Raw genomic sequence first — 19919 nt, 5'->3', positions numbered from 1 at the left:
AAAGGTTTATATTCAAGTAATTATCAAACGCTAGGAGCATCTATGCAGACAGTTGCATACATTAAAGAAGAAGAATTTGACTCAATTATAACTGCTGATAGTGGAGTAGTTGTATTTGATTTTACAGCTAGTTGGTGTGGACCATGTAAAATGGTCGCTCCAATGATGGATAAGTTAGCTCAAGAATTTGAAGGTACCGTCAAAGTAGCGAAAGTAGACTTAGACCAAAGTAAAACTCTTGCCAAAAGGTTAGGTATCCGCAGTATTCCAGCAGTAATGATTTACAAAGATGGAAACTTAATGGAAACCATTGTTGGAGTATCACCTTATGAAAAATTCAGCGATGCTGTAAAAACTCTACTCTAACAATGTAGGTTGGGTAAAGCGACAGCGTAACCCAACATAAAACCATTTTTTTAAATTTAATAAAAAATACCACACAATCCTGAAAACAAATTATATTATAAACTATGTGAACCAGGAATTTTACAATGCAATACTGGACTTTTCAAGCAGTATTAAAGACGCAATACATAAGCTAGATATTATCTATTGGCTAGTCACTCGATACACAAAAGAAATTAAACCATCAGATAATGTATTAATTTGGATTGCCGGAAAAGATGCAGGAATTTACGCAACCGCTGAAGTTATTGATATTCTCAGCTTTATGGATGAACATCCAGATATTGATATTTGGACAATGCCAATACGTGCAAAAGCTAGATTTTATGCTCCGGTAAAATTTACTCAAAAACTCCTTAATAACCCGCTATTAAAAAAAAATTACAATTTGATTCTGTTTTACATAAATTACAAGTTATACAAACACCATTTGGAACAAACTTTTCTGTCACTCATTCCGAATGGTAGCGAGTTCAAGAATTGATAACGAGCGTTTGAGTAGGGTGGCGCCAATTTCACTATTTCCTGAAAACTTTTTAAGTACTAATGAACTTGTGATGAAGGCGCGGAATGTGGTTTATTGCAACAACAAAAAAATTCACAAGTTAATCAAAAGATTGTTAATAGCAAACGAACTTAGGATTTGATATTTATTAATAAGTTGAGTAAAAAAAGCTATTTAATCATTAACTCGTATACGTTAAGATAGCCTTTTTATGAAAATTAATATTTTTTCAATATTGGAGGCTTGCAAATGATACTCCGACAACATGGTGTGTGGTTTTTTCCACTAGTCCTGACTTTACTTAATTTTGTTTCGGGTGCAGCTAGAACAAACGCGCAAACTATTTACCCATTTAGCGGTAATTACGAAACAACAATTAAGATTAAGCCTATAGTTGACGACCTTGCAGAGGTAATTGAGAGTGCTGTAAGTACTGACGCGCCTTATGGCTTAGATACATACGGCGGGCTGGTATACTCTAAAACTAACGTAGCTACCGGAGAAGTCCGCTTTAACGTAGACCCAACAATATATGGTTTGCAAGGCTATCCACAAGGCTTTATTACCTTTGGAGACGGGGCAAACAAGTTATTTGGAACCGCTGATGCTGGGGCAAAAATTGACTTTGAAAAACTAACTGCTAAAGGCTCTGGTATTTTAAATATCACTGGCGGCGAGGGCATATTTCAAGGTGCTACTGGTATACTTGATTTTTCTGAAGAAGACAAAGTTACTTTGGGAGAAACTATTCTCTTAAGAGGGCAAGCTCTAGTGAGCGGTTCTATTCAAGTTCCACAAAAAGTACCAGAACCAACAATTGGTTTGACTTTGGTTGCTGTGGGTATAACTTACGCTGGTTTGATGCGGCGCCGACGGCTAATGATTGGCACCAGTAGATAAACAGCTTAATTAGAATCTCCGTTTTTTTAAAGCGGAGAGATTTCAAGATATTGTAATAGATTAGCTGCGATTTAAATAAGGGTGGTTAGGTCTGGAACGTATACCCATTGAGATTTTTCGTTAGATTCGTGTGCTAAGTCCATTAGAAGTTGTGAATATACTCCTTCACGCAATAAAGGTGTGATTGGTTGTTTTTGGTCGATAGCTTTTACCCAGTTATCAATAACACGAATAAATGCTGATATTCTACCGTCTGCGTAATTTTTGGGAAACAAGTAATGGTTGGGTATTTCTATTTCTGCTTGCGGTTTCCCTACTTTATTTCCTAGAACATGAAATCCATTTACATAATCTTTCTGGTTTTCGCTGCCTAATACTAATGTTCCCTCATCTCCATATACTTCTACCCAATGGGGACGATGTGCGTGTACAACTGCGCTAATTGTGAGTTGACACGGTGTTCCATCTGCTAGTTCCAGCATCAACATACATGTGTCATCGCTATCTACTGCTTTTAGTTCCCCAGTACTGGGGTCTACACGATTTGGAATAGCAGTAGTTAAATTTGCACTAAGTTTATTTACTGGGCCAAATAACCAATGTATATAGTCAAATGCATGGGAACCTAATGAACCTAATGCTCCTCCTCCCTGGTCTTTACGTGAGTACCAGTTCCAAGGACGACTTGCGTCTGCACGTGAGGCGCCTAACCAGTCTATTCTAATTAAACGCTTATTTCCTACATATTTTTGTTCTAACAGTTCTGCGAAGAATTGCCACCCAGGTATAAACCGGAATTCAAAGTCTACTGTGGCAGTTGCTCCTTTTTGATTTGCCAAATGATATAATTCTATAGCTTCATTGACATTTAAAGTGACAGGCTTTTCTAGCAGTAGATGTTTACCTGCTTCTAAAACAGTTTTTGCCATTTCGTAGTGGAGGAATGGCGGCGTTGATATACTAACTGCATCAACTTCAGGTAAACTTACAATATGAGTTATATTATTGCTGGCATAGGGTATATTGTTTGCAGTCGCAATCTGCTTGGCTTTTTCTAAATCGCGATGATAAACTGCTGCTACTTGGGTACGGTGGTGTGCTTGAAATCCAGGAATATGAACTTTATTCCCAAACCCCGTTCCAATTACTGCTACACCAATCGCATTTTGATTTGATTCTGAAGCTGGCGCCATAAATAAACTTATTTTATAAACGAAATTCTTAATTCTCCTACTTTATATAACTCTACCTGAATAGGGCATATTAAAATAGCCATAAGTAATAGCTCCATATTTATAAAGCTTATGGCAGATGTAAATGGCACTTGGTTGGGTACGTACTGGCAACTAGGGACACCAACTCGCTTTGAAATAGCACTTATTCAAAGTGGTAATACTTTAAGCGGTAATGTTTTAGATGACTGCTATTTGGGGGAAGCACGTCTTCAAGGTAAAGTAGTTGGACGAAGTATTAGTTTTATCAAACGTTACATTACGACTTCTTCCGCAGCAATAACATATACTGGCACAATTTCAGAAGATGAGAATTATATGCATGGAGAGTGGAATATAGGAAGGTGGAACTTCGGCGCCTGGGAAGCTCGACGTGATAGTGACAATTTGGTGATAGACTTACAAAAAAGCAAAGCCCTTGAAACTTTAAAATCTTAAAATCTCTTGGTCATAATTTTCTGGAACTGGTTCAATCTCCCAAACTATTCCTTCCCCTGGTTCTAAAGCTACTTCTACGAACAATTGTTCTGTCGCTGTCGTAGCAATATCTTCGTTATCAGGGAAAGGTTGTAAATCTTCTGTTAGTAGTCTCAACTTAAAACCTCCGGGAATAATACCCACTCCACCTGAGCGCAGTTCAAATCGCCATGTTGTATATTCTTCGTTAACTTGAGGAATTATCCGCAATTCATATATTTGCCCTGCTATTGTTAATTGTCGTGCCAAAATACTGTTAGGCGCCATTTGCTCAATACTTCGTGCGGCGCCAAGATGTTGTAAATTAAGATTGCCCCAACCTAACTGTTGTGCAGCTTGCGTCACACCGTTTCGTAGCCACTCAATTATAGATTGTTCTGGTTGCCCAATTCGATGCTGATATAAACTTCGGCGCCAACCCCCATTTTCAATTAAGGCGCCCCATGTTTGAAAAGGAATTTCAAGACGAGGTGATACAATACCAGAATTCCCAAGACGTGTAATTAAATTTTGAGCAACCGTAGTAGATAAAGCTGGTAAAGATGACACTTCTGCACGAGTTGGTTCAATAAATTCAGAAGATATGGCAAAAGTAAATATATTTATGTCGTTAACATCACTCGCATCAACCGCATAAGTTCGAGTGTAAGAATCATATATCCCTGACATTTTAAGTTGTAAATGTGTACAGTAACCCCAAACACGAATACATCTATCTTCGGGTATAACTTGCACTCCTAAATAATAATCTCCAACTAAACCGGGTATATCTACCCATTCTTGAGGAACTCGTAACTCGCTCAAATCAATAGTTTCTTGTGGAACTAAAACAATTCTCATCGAGTCTACATTTATAACGGTCCCATTAACCAGTTCCCAAAAGCTGGGTGATGCAGTGGTATTATAAAATACCTTTGCCTGAGTTCGATTATCTTGTTGTAACCAGGGCAAGATACTACTTAGGCAAAGTTCATTTATATACGCTTGATAACGGGCAGTAGAATTAGAATAAACTTGACTATCCCAAGCTTCGTCAAAAGCTTGCTGTGGTATTTCTAAAATTAAATCGTTAATTACTAACATAGGCGCCACTACTATAATAAACCTGTAACCATTGTTCAATAACCGAGTTCATACTCTTAAGTATGTCCGACGTAATAGTTATATGCAGTTTTTCTTTACTCCAAGTAAAAACTGCTTTGAGTAAACCTTCGCGTATTTTATTCAGGCGCCGCGATACCGTATACTGTGGAATATCGAGCTTCTTAGCAATTTGCTGCTGCGTCAGTCCTTGAATATAATAAAGCTTTAAAATTTGTTGCGCTTCTAGTTCAAGCTTATTAACTGCCTCAACTAATACTTGACCAATCTCAGAAAGTTGAGAATTACGAGCTTGCTGTTCTTCTTCGGCTATTATCTCTACTAATGGAGAATTTTCATTACTAGGTATATTATCGATAATTTCATAAGTATCTTCACTTCCTGTAGATGTATTTATAGAAGTTACTGGTGGATACAAAAAATTACGTATCGATGAAGCACAGGTTTGCATCCAGCTTTCTAACGTTTGGGCGCTGACATTAGAAGGCGCCTGCATATTGTATGCTTTTGTTATAGCATCCCACGTTTTATCATCGGGACGTGCAAGCTTACGGCTGGTGTTGGTTTGAGATGGAACGTATATCAATTGATAACAGTTAAAAGCATTAGTATAGTTAGTTATCGTTTCTTTAGATAACCCTGCTCCTTCTAAAGACTCTATCAAACGTTTTTGGCTGGTTTTCCGCAACATTCCCCAAGTCGAACAAATATCAACTTCGTGACGTTGACGTAGTGTTTCGCGAATAATCGAACTAAAAATAGTACTAGCATAATTTTTAAGGACAAAACCCTGACTAGGATTAAACCCTTTGAGTATACGCTCAACTTGTATAATACCAATTTGGAAAAAGTCAGCTAAAGAATATTGAGTAGCACTAAAACTTTGTGCTAGCTTCTGCGAACTCCAATAACAAGGTTCTTGGAGATACGCATTCAAATGTTGCTGGGCAATACTTAACTGTTCTTTCTGCCAACGTTTATACCAATATATAGCCCAAACATTATCTGAAGTCTCTTCTGGATTTTTATTTATACAGCTTTGAATACTCCGACGCAACCTACCATCTTTTATCCAAGTTTGGAAACGTTCCGCATCGAATTGAATAAAAGTTGAAAATTTGTCAATAATGCTTTGCCGGGAATACATACACTCACATTTAATATTAAATTATTTATTTAGGCAGGCGCCTGCCCGTTAGTTTACTACAAGAATTCAATTATACATTCCGTCCTGATAGCATGTAGGTTGGGTGGAGGCTTTGCGTAACCCAACATAATCGTATTCAATTATGATATATAGTATTGTATGACCCAAGAAAAGCAAGTAGCCGTTGAGTTCCGTAATGTTACACTGCGTCGTAATAATCGTGCTTTAGTATCTAATTTAAACTTTAGTATATATAAAGGTGAGGCATTGGTGTTACTTGGGCGTAGTGGTAGCGGTAAGACTACGACGATGAAATTGATTAATCGACTTTTGGCGCCTACTGAGGGTGAGGTATTATTCGATGATATACCAACAACGCAATGGGATGAAATTAAACTTCGGCGCCGAATAGGATATGTTATTCAAGAAACAGGCTTATTTCCGCACTTTACAGTTGAACGTAATATTGGTTTAGTACCGTCATTAGAAAAATGGAAACCAAAGCAAATAAAAACACGCGCACATGAGTTATTAAATTTGGTAGGTTTGGAACCTTCGACTTTTGCCCAACGTTATCCACATGAACTTTCGGGAGGACAAAGACAACGAGTTGGTGTTGCCAGAGCGCTTGCTGCTGACCCTCCTATGCTGTTAATGGATGAACCGTTTGGAGCATTAGATCCAATAACGAGGTTAGAAATTCAACGAGAATTTAAGCGTTTACAGCAAAATTTGGGAAAAACGGTTGTTTTTGTAACTCACGATATCCAAGAAGCATTTGTTTTATCTTCGCGTATTGGGTTGATGCACCAAGGTGAATTAATTGTACTAGAGGCGCCGCAACAGTTCCGCAATTCTCAACATCCTGAAGCCAAAGCGTTTTTACAATGCCTGGAATATTCATCGTAGAGACGTTACATGTAACGTCTTTACATATAATTATATTTTAATGAACCAGCGTTGACGATACATTATCCAAGCGGCACCGAACCATAATAATAAAGTAGCGAAGGCAAATAGAAATGAACCGTTTACTGCTCCTGCCCAAGATGCAAAGTAGTTTTTATAGATAAAATTATATGCGCTAGGCGCCTCTGAACCTGTGCCTATAATAGTTCTGACTAACACTTTAATTAATAATACTGAGGCGACAAAAATAGCGATAGCGTTCATACCTAATATTTTAAAACTCTCTCCCCATTTTTTTATACCCTGTACTTCAATTAGTTCATAGCAAGCTGAAAGTAATAGTAAAGCGGTTCCTGTTGTATATACTACGTATGAACTTGTCCAAAGTTTTTTGTTTATCGGGAATACAAAGCTCCAAGCTAAACCAACTATTAAACAAGCTATTCCAAATAATGCTAATCCTATACTTGTACGTGTTTTAACAGGCTGTGTACGTATCCATTGACCTGTAAAGAAACCAAGTAAAACACTAACAATAGCAGGAATGGTACTAAATAACCCTTCGGGGTCGCCTAAATTTTTAAAGCTCGCATGTAAATGCGCTGCAGGTATAATAGAGCGGTCAATAAATGCTGCAAAATTTGCACCTGGGTTAGTTTCATCTAAAATACCCGCTCCAAAACCTGGAACAGGTACATACATCATTGCTAACCAATAACCAACAAGTAGTAAACCAGCAACTACCCATGTTGCTTTTTTAGGTAATGTCAAAACAATGAGTGACGCAAACAGATACGATAAACTAATGCGTTGCAACACTCCCATATAGCGAAGACTATCAAAATTGAAAGTCCACGGGCCTTTGTTCCAAAACCCGTTCAAAAATAATCCCAAGGCAAATAATATTAACGCACGACGAAATATTTTTCCATAAGGCGGAGTTAAAGACTTTTGTTGTGCTGGTGCTTTAGATGACACTGATACACTGGCGCCGGAACCTTGATATGCTACATTCGCTTCACGTTCTCTTGCCACTTGGATTTTCGTATCAGTATACTTAGCGAACGAAAAAGCCATTGCTACACCAACTATGAATAAAAAGAAGGGAAACACCAAGTCAGCAAGTGTACACCCATTCCAACTAGCATGAACCAAGGGAGCATATACATCCGGTTCAGCAATACTAGCCATATTAACAAGAATCATCCCAGCTATCGTAATGCCACGAAAGACATCAAGTGAAGTAAGTCGCATAATAATCAAATTTCAAATTAAGTACGTTATTAGGTAGGTTATTTTATGGGGAGGTAATTTATTACTCAACTGTAAAATACTACAACCATTCACCTAGACTCGCCCATATTACTTACAGCAGCCCAAACTAAGTTAAAATTTTGTAAAGAAATATATCCAATCGTTAACGAACTTTAAATAACCTATGGCTATCAAAGTTGGAGATACAGCTCCCGATTTTACCCTGACCGACCAAAACGGCACCTCTGTAAGCCTTAGCAGCTATCGCGGTAAACCCGTCGTCTTATACTTCTACCCCAAAGATGACACACCCGGATGTACAAAAGAATCATGTGCTTTCCGTGACCAATACGAAGTCTTTAAATCAGCAGGCGCCGAAGTTATCGGTGTTAGCGCAGACTCTAATGAGTCACACCATAAGTTTGCCGCTAAATACCAGTTACCTTTTTTGTTACTGAGTGATAAGGGTGACAAAGTACGTAGTTTGTATGGCGCCAAAGCTTTGTTTGGACTATTTCCTGGTCGTATTACTTATATAATTGATGCTTCGGGTAAGGTTCAACTTGTATTTGACTCAATGCTTAACTTTGAAGGACACGTACAAGAAGCTTTGAAAACAATTCAAACACTTCAAACAGCCTAGGCAACGGATGTAACGGATAATTGATTTATTTATCTGTTATATCCTTCATCTTTATAGGGTAAGGTCGCATCAACTACTAAAACTTTGCCTTCGTAATAAGCAGTTGTTGGACGTATGTTTTAATGTCAATGTTCCCATTTGTGAGTAATTCACTAGATAGAATATTAGCTGTGTATCAAATTTTGTAACCATTGCTATCTGTGTAAAATTCATCGTTTATATTCAAGATGTAGAAAATTTGGAAATTAAATATATTATGCTATTACCTAAATCTGCTCTTTTTGCTACGCTATTAACAGCAATTATTGGTAGTCAAATATTTATGAATACTAGCGCTAAAAGCCAAGCTTCAGAAGCTAGTATAACTAATGAAAATTTTGTAATAAATACTAATAAATCTAATAAATCTAACGGGCAAAAACTACCGCAAAGTACTTTCCGTTTAATTCAAAATGATATTCAAAAGCGTTTTGGTGTTTCACCAAATACTTTAAAGCTCCATGCATCAACTTCTGAAACTTGGGATGGATGTATGGGTATACCAAAACCTAATGGACCCTGTACCGCAATTGCTATTTCAGGTTTCAGAGTAGTAGTTTCTAACCAAGCTCAAAACCGCTTCTGGGTTTATCATACGAGTAACGATGGTGAAAGGCTGGCATACAATTCAACGGCAAGTTTACCTCGCAATGCTAAAATTAGCGCTCCTAAAATTATCAACAGAAATAAAATTATTCCTACATCTGGCGATTCGGTTATTTTTCAAGCTGCCCAAACTACAGGATTTTCAAGTGAATATTATGCCTGGGAATTAACGAGGGATGGTTTATTAACCCGACGCGCAATTGCTAGAAAACCAGGTAAACCAGAAACCATTCGCCAACTCAGTAAACAGGAACTAGATAAATTTACTGATGTTTTAACTAAAAACTCATTTAACCACTTTCATCGCTTAAGTTATTTAAACATGAGTGCCATAGCTGCTGATGCGGGCAGTTATCAATTTAATTACTACGGCGCCGTTGTTGAATATACCCAAGACGATTTACAGAAATATCCTGCTAATCTCAGACGAATTATTTCCGAGTGGGAAAAATTGCGGGTAGCAAGTAATAAATAAACATTACCCCAGCGACTTTCAACATCCGGTTGCGATAATAATAATTAATAACGAATAGTAATAGTAGGGTGGGCATTGCCCACCATACGATTATATTATTACAAATCATCCGTTACATCCGTTGTATCCGTTGCTAACCATATTTTATAAAAATCAATATAATTCATTTTTTCCGCACAGTACCAAATTAATTTATAGCAGTGACGATATTGTTCCATATGTAGAGACGTTACATGTAACGTCTTTACGTCTTGGTTACAAAAACAATCTTTTATTGCCGCTATTAATTTGGGAATTTGCTCATCACGCAAGACTTTCTTAAAGCTTTCTACTGCATGTTTACGAATATCATCGCTTTTCCCATGTTTGACCAACTCAATTAGCGTATCAAAAGCTATCTTATTATCGGGGTCAAGAAGTATTAGTTTCGACGCTTTATGTATTTTGATATCTTCATCATTACCAAGGTTAATCCCATTCTCTAATGCAGCAACCAACCGAGTTATATCAACTGGTTTGCGAGGTTTTCTTGATTTGCTTGATTTTACTAACTGTTTTTTGCTCTTAGTTAAATCAAGATTTACTAAATTAGCTAAAACTGGAATAGAGTTGATATGAAATAGTATACTTGAATTTTCGGCAACCAGCGCGCGCATATTTTCGGCAACATGGCGCCGTATTTCTAAATTCTCACTAGTAGCAAATGCTTCAAATGTGGAAAACGCAGTTTGATTTCCTGGGTCTATTTTCGCAAGTAAATAGGCGCCTTTACGACGCACAGAGTCTTTTTTGCTAGACTCGATAATTTCAGTTAGTGCATTAATAGCTGTCTTATTTCCTGGGTCAACTTTTCCTAAACTATCGGCAGATTGTAAGCGTAACGGTTCTTGACGAATTAATCTTACTAATTTTTCTAAGGCTGCAATTGCTATTGTATTTCCTAGGTCAAATGTTCTACCTAAACTATATGCAGCGCTCCAAGTTTCAAACTCGTTTGGACAGTTTTGAATAAATTCTGATAATAATGTAATTGCACATTTGCGGTCGGTTTTGAGTAATGCGACTCTTGCGCCTTCTTGTACTGGCGCCGGAAAACGACACCATTTATTTTGTGCTACTGGATAACCAAACCGCCATTTAATTAAAGAATTTATTATCTCTGATGATAATGTACTAGGGAACTCAGCGACTCCCGCAGCAGCTAAGAAGTATGCTTGATAGCTGTAGTATTTACCAACACCATCGTCAAATTTAATTAAAGCTTTAATAAATTCGTCTTTGCTCTGCCCAGATATATCTTCCCTTCCTAACCATAGTAGTATAACCTCGCGCCATTGCGGTTCAAATATTCGATATGAAACTGGGGATACAGTATTAAAGAAAAATTGCCAGTCGTTAATTGCTAGGGCAGCAAAATACTCTTGGAATGTTGGATGATAGAAGGCGTAAACTTTTTCTCCTTGAGTTTCAGAAATACCTACTTGGTTCAGCCAACCTAATAGTAATGCTAGTTGAAATAATCCTTCGTCCGGCGCCCCTAATAGTTTACATACAAAACTATGACTGAGACGAAATTTTGTATCAGCAGTAGATATTGCTTGTAGTGCCAACTCTCCCAAAGCTTGGTTTAACTGCTGTCGCTGTGTGGATGTTGTGAAAAATCTGTCTTGCTTCCATTCGTAAATTGCTTCTACGAACTGTTTATATAACGTAGCCTTTGTGGAAGGAAACTCACCTTGATTAAGTGCCCAAGTTCGACACATTAACGCTAAACGCAAAGGATTTTTTACTGCATCTTTAATGCGCTGGCGCCCAGGTTGCTCTAATTCGGTTTGTAGTCTTTCTGCTAATATAGGATTATCTTGAAACCAACGCTGAATAAATTGCCCTACTAAATTGGGAGATTGATTAGATTTATAAGTAAAATTCAGGTTTCTATATGTTTGAAAAGTTGAGAGTGCATTTTTACCTGCATCCCAAACATTCAAACGGCAAGTTAATATAACGTTGGCAGTACCCACCCAACCAGTTAAAAAACTAGCAATTTTACTCAAAGCATAGCTTGATTCCATTGCCATTTCATCAACAGCATCAAGCAATAACCATACACGTCCTTGATAAAACTGTTCACAAAACTCTTCTTCAATTTCTACAGGAACATGACGCTTACGAATAGCTGCACGTAACCAATCTTGTATCAAATAATCTTCTAAGCATTTCGCTTGTAAATCTGCTAACGTTACCCAAATAGGTAAATCTTCGCTGTTTTCAAGTATCCAACAAGCAACTTTCTGTAACAGCGTTGTTTTACCCGCACCTGGTTCTCCAACTACCGCTATTCGATGTAACTCTTGACTATTGTTTGAAGCTAGTTGTTTCAAAAACGAATCAAGCGTAAAATGCATGATTTCCGTTTCTTCAGACTCATACAAACGCGAACCTTGTGTAGGTAGTATATCTTCCCGGCGCCTATCTCGTTGTTTACGTTCAACCAAACCCAACGGTACGTATACAGCATCTAACTCAAAATTCATCCCATCTACACTAGTCAACGGGTTAGTCGTTAACCGTAGTTGATTATGTAACATTCCTTTACATATATCTTTCCAAGGGTTTTTTTCTTCTACTGCACTCGAAACTTCTAATACTTTCCCTGAACGGCGCCGTTCCCATTCAAGGTCAAAGCGTTGTAAATTAGCTTCAGTATCGTGACGATGGTGCCATAGATTTAGAGTAAAATGCCAATTTTCGGAACCACCACGAGTAGAGCGGTTATCTTCTAATATTTCAACAAAATCAGCCAAACGTCTGAGACTTTCTTTGATTTGCTCAGAATTTAGGGGTTTTTCACCTTGTTGCAGTCCAGTTAATGCTTGTAAAAACCTAACTTTGGTACGTATAACCAAACGAGTCTCAGACAACCAGCGAATTTGAATATTTGGTTGCAGCGCATCAAGTGCCAACTCATCGCAGTCCAACGCATCGTTCGCATAAGCCAACAATGCTTCAAATAAACGGCATGTGCGTTTTTTCGCTTCTGGTCCTAAGCTAACTCTTGCCATCGCAGCGCTTTCTAAGGAATTTAACCAAGTTTAACAAGTTTTTTGGGAACAATATAGTTAAGGGATTCCCTTGGGTTGTTGACTTCCCCCAGGTTTAAAGTCTTGAGGAAAGCTGAGGTTTTAATACTGGCGCCTCATTTTTAGCTAAGGGGAAGAGGGTGCGTTTATATTCAGTTTATATTCAAAACAATATAAAGAGTGATAATTATGTTAAAACTTACCTACGCAGAAAACAGCTTTGACCTTGAATATATTGACCAACTTTGGGAAAATTGGATAAATACTAGAGTAGTTTTAGCTTTGCAAAGCGGTTGTAATATTCACGTAAAAAATATTACAGCTTCTTTTACAATCAAACTAGACTCGTTTGAATTTGATGAGTTGAGCAAAGCTGTTAAAAACGATAATAAAATTGAAATTTGTTATTGTGATGTTGATGTCGTTGAGATTTCGCTTAAAGGTGTGTGGTTAAGCTCAAATGTTGACAGCGAAGAAGGTGTGTTTGTTACTGCACTTAATACTTTAACAGAGTTTTACTTAGTTGCCGTAGAACAAAAGCAACATTCTTGTTATTCTGCATTGTAAGGTTAGTGTTATATGTTGCCTATTATCCCTATAACACCTGCTGCCACCAACGGTACGCTAAAGTTATCTGTACCGTGTGGTGATATTGCTTCAATAACCGTTGCCACTCCTGCGCTTAATAACGATGCAATAATTATCTTCCACATTTCCCACTGTAATGAATTCTGACTTAATAATGAACCTGGTAATAGTTTCAACACTATAAAAACTACTATCGTGCTAACTACAAACATTACTGCTGAACCTTCAAACGATTTAATACTTTGCCCAAATTGATACTTATTTTTACCGTAATATTTCCCAATTAATGCAGCTAGTGCATCACCCCAAGTCATTACCATTATCCCAGCAACTGCAATTGGTACTTCGTCATTATGAAGCGGGCGCCAAAATACCGCAAATAATAATGTCACAGAAATTGCAAAATACACAGTTCCAGGTGAGGAGTTAGAAGAATCTAGCGCACGCACCACTTTATAACGATATAGTATAAAATTAATAAGTATAAATGAAGCAAAAGGTATTATACCGATTTGCCATGTATTAAATAGTGCTAGTATTCCGAAAACCCACATTCCGGCGCCAATGTGTACAAATTTTCGTGTAAAATCAGCTTTTATACCTACAATTCGTTGCAGTACTTCGCCAATTAACAGTAATGTTACCGCATAGGCATAAGAAATTCCAAGACCAACAAAATCACTGGCTGTCATTGCTTTGATATTATGTAACGATTGATGTATTAATTCTATATTTTTATGACTACAATTACGCGGCGCCTTATAAAGCGAGTTACATTATATTTATCTCTCTTATAGTTGTGGGGGATTTAGTATGCATAGCAAAATATTGGTTGCGGTTGAAAATAATCAAATTGGTGAAGCTGTTTTTAACGAAGCGTTATCAATGGCAAAAACAAACGGCGCCTGTTTAATGTTATTACACGTAACATCACCGTTTGAAGAACGTTATGTAAATCCAATTTCAATGGATCCGTATAGCTTTTATCCTACGATGCATTCAGAAGCTATACTGCAAACCCTCAAAAAGTGGGACGCATTGAAACAAGAATACACAGACTTTTTAATAGGACTATCACAACGTGCTGCTTCATATGGCATTAGCGCCGAATTTACACAAAATATTGGCGACCCAGGACGTATAATTTGCGATATAGCTCGAAACTGGCAAGCTGATTTAATTATTGTCGGGCGCCGTGGACGTGTTGGACTTAGCGAATTTTTCCTAGGTAGCGTCAGTAATTATGTATTACATCATGCCCACTGTTCGGTTTTAACTGTTCAGGGAGCATTAAAAAATACAAATGAAACCTTGGCACAATCTTGTCAAACAGTAGAAGCATCTCTTTGACTTAGGTTAATATCAAGTGTTTAAGAACCAGGAAACTTTATTATTGGCATCAACTCCTTGTTCCACTGGTTCGCGGTTAAGTCGTAGTTCAACTAGTGTTGTTGTTAGTGGTTGTAAGATTTGCTGGTCTGAGTTGTATAAAATGTCGGTTAAATTAATTTCTCCTTGCCATGTACCTGTATTGTTTTGATTATTTTTATTTTCATTAGAAGTGTATCCTTTATATATAACTAGCCGCGAACCTGATGATACGCTGATTTGCAGCCATACATTTTCTATTTTTTTGGTTTGCATTGGTTTGATATTAATTTGAAAACATCGTAAGCTGGTGTCGCGTGTATATAAATGCTCGTTTAATTCTATTCCTTCAATGGGTTTATATTCTTTATTCATTTTTGTTACGAGTTTGAGTTCATAATCTGGTATTGCGTCTCCGTTTTCATCGACCGCACGCACTATAAATTGCTGCCAATGAGCTATTTTTTCATATTCTAATTTAACGGCGCCTTTATAAAAGTTACTATACCAATCTTCTTGCGATACTTGTAATGCTGCATCAACCATTTCTACAAGTTCGTTTGTTGGCTGTTTTAATATTGTTGCATGATTTAACCCTGAAGCAGGCGCCATTGGAATAATGGTAGCGTTGCGCCATGCACCAATACTAATTTGATTTAATGATTCGGGTGGTTTGGTTAAATCTATTGTAATTTTGCGCGTGTTTAAACTGCACCCTGCCCAGCGAACTGTACCATCCGTTGCTAGACCCGGTTGTCGCATCATTTTCTTTAACCCTGTATACTCGCTTGTCCCGCAAAAAATAAATACATACGGGGGTTCACCATTATTTACATATACGGATTTATCACCTAACAAATCTTGGTGCGCCAAGTCCCATATATATTTACTTGCTAATTCCAATCCATCTAAAATTCGATAACCATTCTCAAAAAAGTCTTCTCCCCATTCGCGGTTGCTTCGCATTAACCTACCCATCCAACTGCGAGCTTTGTGCGCTACAGGTGAACCAAAACTAGCAGGCGCCAGTCCTATTAAACGTTTAAGTCGATGACGCTGTTCTGGATATGCTGTTAACCAAGTTCGGATGACAAGCATTCCCGTAGAGTGAACTATCACATCAAACGGTTCATCGTTTTTTAATCCACCAGGAAGATGCAACGCGCGTTCAAAACATAAAGCAATATCTTTTAGCGTTACTTCGTCACTTAGTGATGTATACCCAAGAACTTTGACATTGTAGCCGCGCGCTTCTAAGTTCGATTTCCACACTTGAAACGATTCGCCCTTCTCAGCATAACCATGTATTAAAACAACTGTCTTTTTTTGCATAAAGCTTTTAGTTAACTTTTAATTTAAGCACAAACGTTATCATATCTGTCGCGTTCAAAGTATTCAAGTATACTTACACCATTGATTCACAGCTTAAATTTACTGACTTTTCCAATTGACCTGCTAAATGATGTTTAATAGTTAATGAAGAATTATTGAGTTTTGTTAAGTTAATATGACTAGGTTCTGGCAAGTCTTAGCTTCTATCGTTTTGGTATTTGTATTGCTGTTTCCTATGGAAGCAAACGCTGCGAGTTCATCGGGTGTTACTAGTACAAAAGTTGGGGGAAGTTTTATCGGTAAAGATTTCTCTGGGCAGAGTTTAATTGCAGAGGAGTTTACCAGCGTTAATTTAGAGAAAGCTAATTTTAACAATGCTGACTTACGGGGTGGAGTATTCAATGGTGCTTCAGTTCACAATGCTAATTTACACGGTGTAGATTTTAGCGAAGGTATTGCCTATTTGTCTGACTTTAAAGGCGCCGATTTTAGCGATGGTATATTTACTAATGCAATGATGCTACGTTCGGTTTTCGATGGTGTGAATGTTACTAATGCTGATTTTACCAATGCTGTACTCGATAAACCTGAGATTATCAAGCTTTGTGTAAATGCAACTGGCACCAATCCTAAAACAGGTGTATCAACACGCGAGTCACTCGGATGTAAATAAAGAGTGCTGAGTGCTGAGTGCTGAGTGCTGAATAATACTTCCTACTCAACTTAGCACTCAGCACTCAGCACTTTCTACTCACTTAGCACTCAGAACTTTCTACTCTTTAAATGTTATTATTGGTCGATATCTGGGTAACTTGTAATTGGAATGGTATAGTTGTGTGGCAAAAGGCACAATCCCAAAATACGATGAAGTCTGTTGCAGATGCTCCCCAGTTTGAATTAGATAGTCAAGAGAACCCACCTGTTGTTCTTACGTCTGAGCTACGAAAAGTCTATACTACTGGCTTTTTTCTCAATCAAAAGGTTGAGTCGCTTAAAAGTTGCTCGCTGGCTGTTTACAAAGGTGAAACTTTTGGTTTGCTTGGCCCTAATGGCGCCGGCAAGACTACGCTGTTAAAGTTATTACTCGGAATTATTCGTCCTACGTCAGGACGAGGTTTGTTGCTGGGTAAACCTTTGGGCGACCATACTGTTAAGCAACGCATTGGGTATTTACCCGAAAATGCATATCTATATGATTTTTTAACTGGTTGGGAATTTTTAGAGTTTGCTGCCGGTATATTCCAAATTCCTAAGAAAATACAGCGAGAACGTATTCCTCAGTTGTTTGAGTTAGTTGGTTTATCGCTCAAAGATGCACGTAAAAAACAAATGCGTCGCTACTCTAAAGGGATGTTACAGCGTGTGGGAATGGCACATGCTTTGATTAATGACCCGGAACTGGTATTTTTGGATGAACCAATGTCTGGTCTTGACCCCTTGGGACGCTATCAAATGCGCGAAACTATTTTAACTCTTAAAGCTTCTGGTAAAACTATTTTCTTTAACAGTCATATTCTTAGCGAGGTTGAAAAAATTTGTAACCGTGTCGCTATTCTTGCTAAAGGTCAGTTAGTTTGCTCTGGTTCACTTGATGAATTACTGGGCAGTACAAATACTTATCGTGTCAAAGGTACTGGTGGTGACTGGGAAGTTCTCAAAAAGTGGGCACCTAATATTCAGTTCGGCGCCGATGGTTTATGGGAAGGTGAGTTAGAGGGAGATTACTATGATTTTCTCGCTAGTCTCCGTTTAATGGGTGGTACTATTGTTTCTATAAATTTATCTCGTCCCTCATTAGAAGAATTTTTTATACACAATATCCAAGGGTAATCTGGCAACGGATGTAACGGATGATACTAAAAGTTTATCCGTTACATCCGTTCATAATCCGTTGCCAATTTGGCACCAAGTTTAATTTGAAAGTAGGTATTGTTAAAATAGTGTTCAATTAAATATATTTATATAAATGTTCTATAAAGCAGTGACTATTGATAAGGAATTAAGCTATAAGTACTTAATCCATAATTTTATCTGCCAGTCTGTATGTAAAACACATGCACCTGATTGGTGTCAACTAAACTTACTTAAATAAATGAACTTGACAAATAGGCAATTTTAGTATTTAGAAATATGAAATTATTAAAAATTTTAAGGTAGCTTCATTAATATTTTAAGGAAGCTGAATGTTCTACCTCCTGATTATTAAGTATTTCCAAGAATACAAAAATGATAGGGAACTTGGATACTTACGTATAGTCATTTATTACAATGTTTGGAGCAGAATTATTTATCTATGATGTTGGGAAATTATGATTAATACAAAAACGTTGAAATTATTGTCTAAGCCTGTTTCTGGGCTGATGGTGTTAACGGCAATTACTGCGGCATTTCCTAACCCTAGCTTCGCTCAAAGACCACGAACGCAGCAGCGTCTCCCTGCCCGCACAGTGCCTTTTTCTACTGGTGCAGCTTCCGGTGTACTAAACACAAACTATACACTAGGTGGGGGCGACTTAATACGAGTCAATGTTTTTGAAGTCGAAAATTACAATGGTGACTATCAAGTTCCACCTGGTGGCTCTATCAACTTACCTTTAATAGGTAGTGTTGACGTACTAGGTTTGACCATTGAACAAGCTTCGGATGAAATAACTCGTCGATATTCGAGATTTCTCAAACGTCCGATTATTTCTATAAATTTACTTTCGCCACGTCCAATCAACGTAGTAGTATCAGGCGAAGTTACACGTCCTGGTTCTTATAGTTTGAGTTTACAAGGTGGTGCAGGTAATAATCCTGGTGTCCAGTATCCAACTATTTTGGCGGCAATTCAAACTGCACAAGGTTATACACTCAGTGCTGATATTACGAGTGTACAAGTGCGGCGTCGTTTGGGACGCAGTGGTGAGCAATCAGTTAATCTTAATTTAAGACAGCTCATTGAAACAGGTCGTTCTCCCCAGGATATTACTTTACGTGATGGCGATACTATTTTTATACCTAGAGCTACAAATTTTGATTTAGCAACCTCACGTAATTTGGCAGCATCTAGCTTTGCTGCTGACCCAACTCGTCCACGTTCAGTTGCGGTTATTGGCGAAGTTTTGCGTCCAGGTTCTTATTTAGTTACCCCAGGTGCAACTGAAGCAGGTGCTGGAACTACACAAACTAATTTGCCTAGTGTGACTGGTCAACCAACTGTAATGCGTGCGCTACAGCTTGCAGGAGGTATTGGTGCTAGAGCAGATGTACGTAACGTAGTTATTCGTCGTCAAACACGAACCGGGGCGCCGCAAGATATTAATATCAACTTGTGGCAACTACTCCAAGGTGATATCGACCAAGATGCCATACTTCAAGATGGTGATACTATCTTTGTTGCCACAGCTACCGAAGTCAACCGCTCCGAAGCAACCCAGTTAGCAACAACAACTTTATCACCAACCAGAATTCAAGTTGGTGTAGTGGGAGAAGTTAAACGTCCTGGTCCTGTAGATATTCAACCTAATAGTTCTTTAAACCAAGCTCTACTGGCAGCAGGAGGGTTTAATGACGCGCGTGCTTCACGACAAACTGTTGACCTAGTGCGTCTCAACCCTGATGGTTCAGTAACTAAGCGTGAAGTCAAAGTTGACTTAGCAGCAGGTATTAACGAACAAACTAATCCTATTCTCAGCAATAACGACGTTGTAATCGTTAGCCGTAACGGTATCACCAAAACAGGTGACACTCTTGGTACGGTTCTTAACCCATTGGGAGGTCTTCTCGGTATTTTCCGCGCTCTCTTCGCATTCTAATTTCAACGATATATTACGTAGAGACGTTACATGTAACGTCTCTACAACGCCCATTTTTTGC

The 19919-nt window shown here is 38.0% G+C and carries 19 protein-coding genes; 12 read left to right on the top strand and 7 right to left on the bottom strand.

Annotated features, from left to right (window positions below; all coding sequences use genetic code 11):
* Positions 1 to 42 precede the first annotated feature (42 nt).
* The 3 genes from trxA (at position 43) to DSM106972_RS40925 (ending at position 1810) form a co-directional block, all read left to right on the top strand.
* Positions 43 to 366: a thioredoxin gene (trxA, locus tag DSM106972_RS40935; protein ID WP_073617960.1), complete on the top strand. Its 324-nt coding sequence runs from the start codon at positions 43 to 45 to the stop codon at positions 364 to 366.
* A 106-nt stretch (positions 367 to 472) separates the two neighbouring features.
* The gene (locus DSM106972_RS40930) at positions 473 to 889 is read left to right on the top strand and encodes a hypothetical protein (RefSeq protein WP_127086090.1); all 417 of its coding nucleotides are present in this window, start codon (positions 473 to 475) and stop codon (positions 887 to 889) included.
* A gap of 270 nt (positions 890 to 1159) precedes the next feature.
* A complete protein-coding gene (locus DSM106972_RS40925) occupies positions 1160 to 1810 on the top strand; it encodes a hypothetical protein (protein WP_127086089.1) in 651 nt (216 codons plus the stop codon).
* A 71-nt stretch (positions 1811 to 1881) separates the two neighbouring features.
* Here DSM106972_RS40925 and DSM106972_RS40920 read toward each other — a convergent pair whose 3' ends face one another.
* Entirely contained in the window at positions 1882 to 3003 is a 1122-nt protein-coding gene (locus tag DSM106972_RS40920; RefSeq protein WP_127086088.1) for a Gfo/Idh/MocA family protein, read from the bottom strand.
* A gap of 111 nt (positions 3004 to 3114) precedes the next feature.
* On the opposite strand from DSM106972_RS40920, the gene DSM106972_RS40915 reads away from it, so the two are divergent.
* Positions 3115 to 3480, top strand: coding sequence for a hypothetical protein (locus tag DSM106972_RS40915; protein ID WP_127086087.1), 366 nt, complete (start codon positions 3115 to 3117; stop codon positions 3478 to 3480).
* Here DSM106972_RS40915 and DSM106972_RS40910 read toward each other — a convergent pair.
* Both DSM106972_RS40910 and DSM106972_RS40905 read right to left on the bottom strand, forming a co-directional pair.
* Complete coding sequence (locus tag DSM106972_RS40910; protein WP_127086086.1) at positions 3469 to 4602, bottom strand: DUF1822 family protein; 1134 nt, start codon at positions 4600 to 4602, stop codon at positions 3469 to 3471. The genes DSM106972_RS40915 and DSM106972_RS40910 overlap by 12 nt on opposite strands.
* Positions 4589 to 5767 carry a sigma-70 family RNA polymerase sigma factor gene (locus DSM106972_RS40905; RefSeq protein WP_127086085.1) on the bottom strand — a complete coding sequence of 393 codons (1179 nt, stop codon included), beginning with the start codon at positions 5765 to 5767 and terminating at the stop codon, positions 4589 to 4591. Before DSM106972_RS40905 ends, DSM106972_RS40910 begins: the two co-directional genes overlap by 14 nt.
* A gap of 159 nt (positions 5768 to 5926) precedes the next feature.
* On the opposite strand from DSM106972_RS40905, the gene DSM106972_RS40900 reads away from it, so the two are divergent.
* Positions 5927 to 6676 carry an ATP-binding cassette domain-containing protein gene (locus DSM106972_RS40900; RefSeq protein WP_127086084.1) on the top strand — a complete coding sequence of 250 codons (750 nt, stop codon included), beginning with the start codon at positions 5927 to 5929 and terminating at the stop codon, positions 6674 to 6676.
* 30 nt (positions 6677 to 6706) lie between these two features.
* On the opposite strand, the gene DSM106972_RS40895 is transcribed toward DSM106972_RS40900, so the two are convergent.
* Positions 6707 to 7930 carry an acyltransferase family protein gene (locus DSM106972_RS40895; protein WP_127086083.1) on the bottom strand — a complete coding sequence of 408 codons (1224 nt, stop codon included), beginning with the start codon at positions 7928 to 7930 and terminating at the stop codon, positions 6707 to 6709.
* Between the two features lie 184 nt (positions 7931 to 8114).
* Between DSM106972_RS40895 and DSM106972_RS40890 the strand changes: the two genes are divergently transcribed.
* A complete protein-coding gene (locus DSM106972_RS40890; RefSeq protein ID WP_127086082.1) occupies positions 8115 to 8573 on the top strand; it encodes a peroxiredoxin in 459 nt (152 codons plus the stop codon).
* Between the two features lie 256 nt (positions 8574 to 8829).
* Positions 8830 to 9693, top strand: coding sequence for a DUF8738 domain-containing protein (locus DSM106972_RS40885; RefSeq protein WP_127086081.1), 864 nt, complete (start codon positions 8830 to 8832; stop codon positions 9691 to 9693).
* A gap of 98 nt (positions 9694 to 9791) precedes the next feature.
* Here DSM106972_RS40885 and DSM106972_RS40880 read toward each other — a convergent pair whose 3' ends face one another.
* Entirely contained in the window at positions 9792 to 12755 is a 2964-nt protein-coding gene (locus tag DSM106972_RS40880) for an NACHT domain-containing protein (RefSeq protein WP_127086080.1), read from the bottom strand.
* Between the two features lie 207 nt (positions 12756 to 12962).
* Between DSM106972_RS40880 and DSM106972_RS40875 the strand changes: the two genes are divergently transcribed.
* The gene (locus tag DSM106972_RS40875) at positions 12963 to 13340 is read left to right on the top strand and encodes an alr0857 family protein (RefSeq protein WP_186538712.1); all 378 of its coding nucleotides are present in this window, start codon (positions 12963 to 12965) and stop codon (positions 13338 to 13340) included.
* 8 nt (positions 13341 to 13348) lie between these two features.
* Here the strand turns inward: DSM106972_RS40875 and DSM106972_RS40870 are convergent, their stop codons facing one another.
* On the bottom strand, positions 13349 to 14053 hold the full coding sequence (locus tag DSM106972_RS40870) for a diacylglycerol/polyprenol kinase family protein (protein WP_127086079.1): 705 nt from the start codon (positions 14051 to 14053) through the stop codon (positions 13349 to 13351).
* 121 nt (positions 14054 to 14174) lie between these two features.
* Between DSM106972_RS40870 and DSM106972_RS40865 the strand changes: the two genes are divergently transcribed.
* On the top strand, positions 14175 to 14711 hold the full coding sequence (locus tag DSM106972_RS40865; RefSeq protein ID WP_127086078.1) for a universal stress protein: 537 nt from the start codon (positions 14175 to 14177) through the stop codon (positions 14709 to 14711).
* A 12-nt stretch (positions 14712 to 14723) separates the two neighbouring features.
* Here the strand turns inward: DSM106972_RS40865 and DSM106972_RS40860 are convergent, their stop codons facing one another.
* Positions 14724 to 16061: an esterase/lipase family protein gene (locus tag DSM106972_RS40860; RefSeq protein WP_127086077.1), complete on the bottom strand. Its 1338-nt coding sequence runs from the start codon at positions 16059 to 16061 to the stop codon at positions 14724 to 14726.
* A 175-nt stretch (positions 16062 to 16236) separates the two neighbouring features.
* Between DSM106972_RS40860 and DSM106972_RS40855 the strand changes: the two genes are divergently transcribed.
* The 3 genes from DSM106972_RS40855 to DSM106972_RS40845 all read left to right on the top strand — a co-directional run bounded on the left by DSM106972_RS40855 (position 16237) and on the right by DSM106972_RS40845 (position 19858).
* Positions 16237 to 16734, top strand: a complete 498-nt coding sequence (locus DSM106972_RS40855; protein ID WP_127086076.1) for a pentapeptide repeat-containing protein — start codon at positions 16237 to 16239, stop codon at positions 16732 to 16734.
* Between the two features lie 191 nt (positions 16735 to 16925).
* The gene (locus DSM106972_RS40850) at positions 16926 to 17891 is read left to right on the top strand and encodes an ABC transporter ATP-binding protein (protein ID WP_127086124.1); all 966 of its coding nucleotides are present in this window, start codon (positions 16926 to 16928) and stop codon (positions 17889 to 17891) included.
* 479 nt (positions 17892 to 18370) lie between these two features.
* Positions 18371 to 19858, top strand: coding sequence for an SLBB domain-containing protein (locus tag DSM106972_RS40845; protein ID WP_127086075.1), 1488 nt, complete (start codon positions 18371 to 18373; stop codon positions 19856 to 19858).
* Positions 19859 to 19919 lie beyond the last annotated feature (61 nt).

The organism is Dulcicalothrix desertica PCC 7102, assembly GCF_003991905.1.
Taxonomy (GTDB): Bacteria; Cyanobacteriota; Cyanobacteriia; order Cyanobacteriales; family Nostocaceae; genus Dulcicalothrix; species Dulcicalothrix desertica.
Note: the sequence above shows the minus strand (reverse complement) of the source record. Positions and strands in the feature narration are given on the sequence as shown.